This is a genomic window from Nonomuraea maheshkhaliensis (assembly GCF_039529435.1).
Taxonomy (GTDB): Bacteria; Actinomycetota; Actinomycetes; order Streptosporangiales; family Streptosporangiaceae; genus Nonomuraea; species Nonomuraea maheshkhaliensis.
On the sequence record NZ_BAAAMU010000315.1, the window covers coordinates 1 to 1,182 of the forward strand.

Genomic DNA, 1,182 nt, shown 5'->3' on the forward strand with positions numbered 1-1,182 from the left:
GGATAGGTGGGCTGACGGATCGAGCGCTGCCGGAGGCCGGCCGGGAGCCGTTGCTTCCAGCAGCGCTCAACTGGTGTTGTCCGAGTTTGCCAGGCCGCTATCCCATGGGGTTGCGGCTCCAGATAATGCGCCTCCTGCGAACGTCAATGTGGCGAGTAGCGCGTCTAACGTATTGGCCGACTGCACCTCAGTTGATGCTCGGGAACGAATCCCTTCAGCTACCTGGAATGAAGAGGGATTCACACCTGGGGAAGGGTGCCCAGGCTATGTGACAGAAGCTCGAGGTCGGTGGCAAAACATACGATTTCTCCAGCTGCTGATCGGCCTATCCAGGTCGGATACAGGCCATCGCCCATGCCACAGTCGAAGAGTATGATATTTCCGCCGGTCTTCGGGTCGATCAATTCAGCGTGGCAGTTCTCCATGACCTCGTCACGAGCCGCATCGAGTTGCACCTCATCGCGCTGAGAGGCTTGCAAGAATGAAAGGAGTGATGCGTCGAGATAACACCCTTGACCACTGTCGACGGGGAACCCGTAAACCGAATCTGGTGCGAGGTCGGCGATTCGCTGCCCTGGGCGTAGCGCCATTTCCCAAGAGGTTGCCTCGACTTGGGATATCATGACTTTGGCGGCAGCCACCCTTTGGCGGGCGTGCGGCGACTTTTCCCAGTTTACGATCGCGAGTACCACAGGGTAGCTTCCGCTCATTACTTTCACGGCAAACGCCTGTGTATCATCCTCAGGGTCAAGACCCCCAATGCTGTTATCGCGTGCCACCAGATTTCCAGTTGGAAGTTGCAGCGCGCCGGCCTCTCGGAGTTCGATCCGGAGAATGTCGCCGTTCGGCCATTGGTAACGTGTGCCTTCCTTGAATATCGTCGAAGAATCTGCTGGTGGAATGGGCATCTGGTGCCTCCGGAGCAGTGGCGGTGGATGCGGCAGGACGCCAACTATTTGTGGTACAAAACCATCCCCGGCCCTCCGCCGCGCTGCCGGCCGGCCCTGGGGGCCGCACGCCCCAGTCGGCCGCCGTCCGGGCTGTCCGCCGCCCAGCGCGCCCGCCGTATCCAGCGAACCCGCCAAGTTGGGCGGCCCACCGCCTCTGCTGGCGGGCACCTTGACGGTTCGCGATTTTACCGCAGGCGCCTGATATCAACGGTCGACACTCTCCACGTGCGTT

1 protein-coding gene is annotated in these 1,182 nt (G+C 60.7%); it reads right to left on the bottom strand.

The window, feature by feature from the left end:
* Positions 1-239 precede the first annotated feature (239 nt).
* The gene (locus ABFX54_RS56610) at positions 240-908 is read right to left on the bottom strand and encodes a DUF4241 domain-containing protein (RefSeq protein ID WP_346115614.1); all 669 of its coding nucleotides are present in this window, start codon (positions 906-908) and stop codon (positions 240-242) included.
* Between the last annotated feature and the right edge of the window lie 274 nt (positions 909-1,182).

Bases quoted from the DNA above. Each gene is read 5' to 3' on its own strand.
- ABFX54_RS56610 (WP_346115614.1), bottom strand. From the start codon at position 908: ATGCCCATTCCACCAGCAGATTCTTCGACGATATTCAAGGAAGGCACA.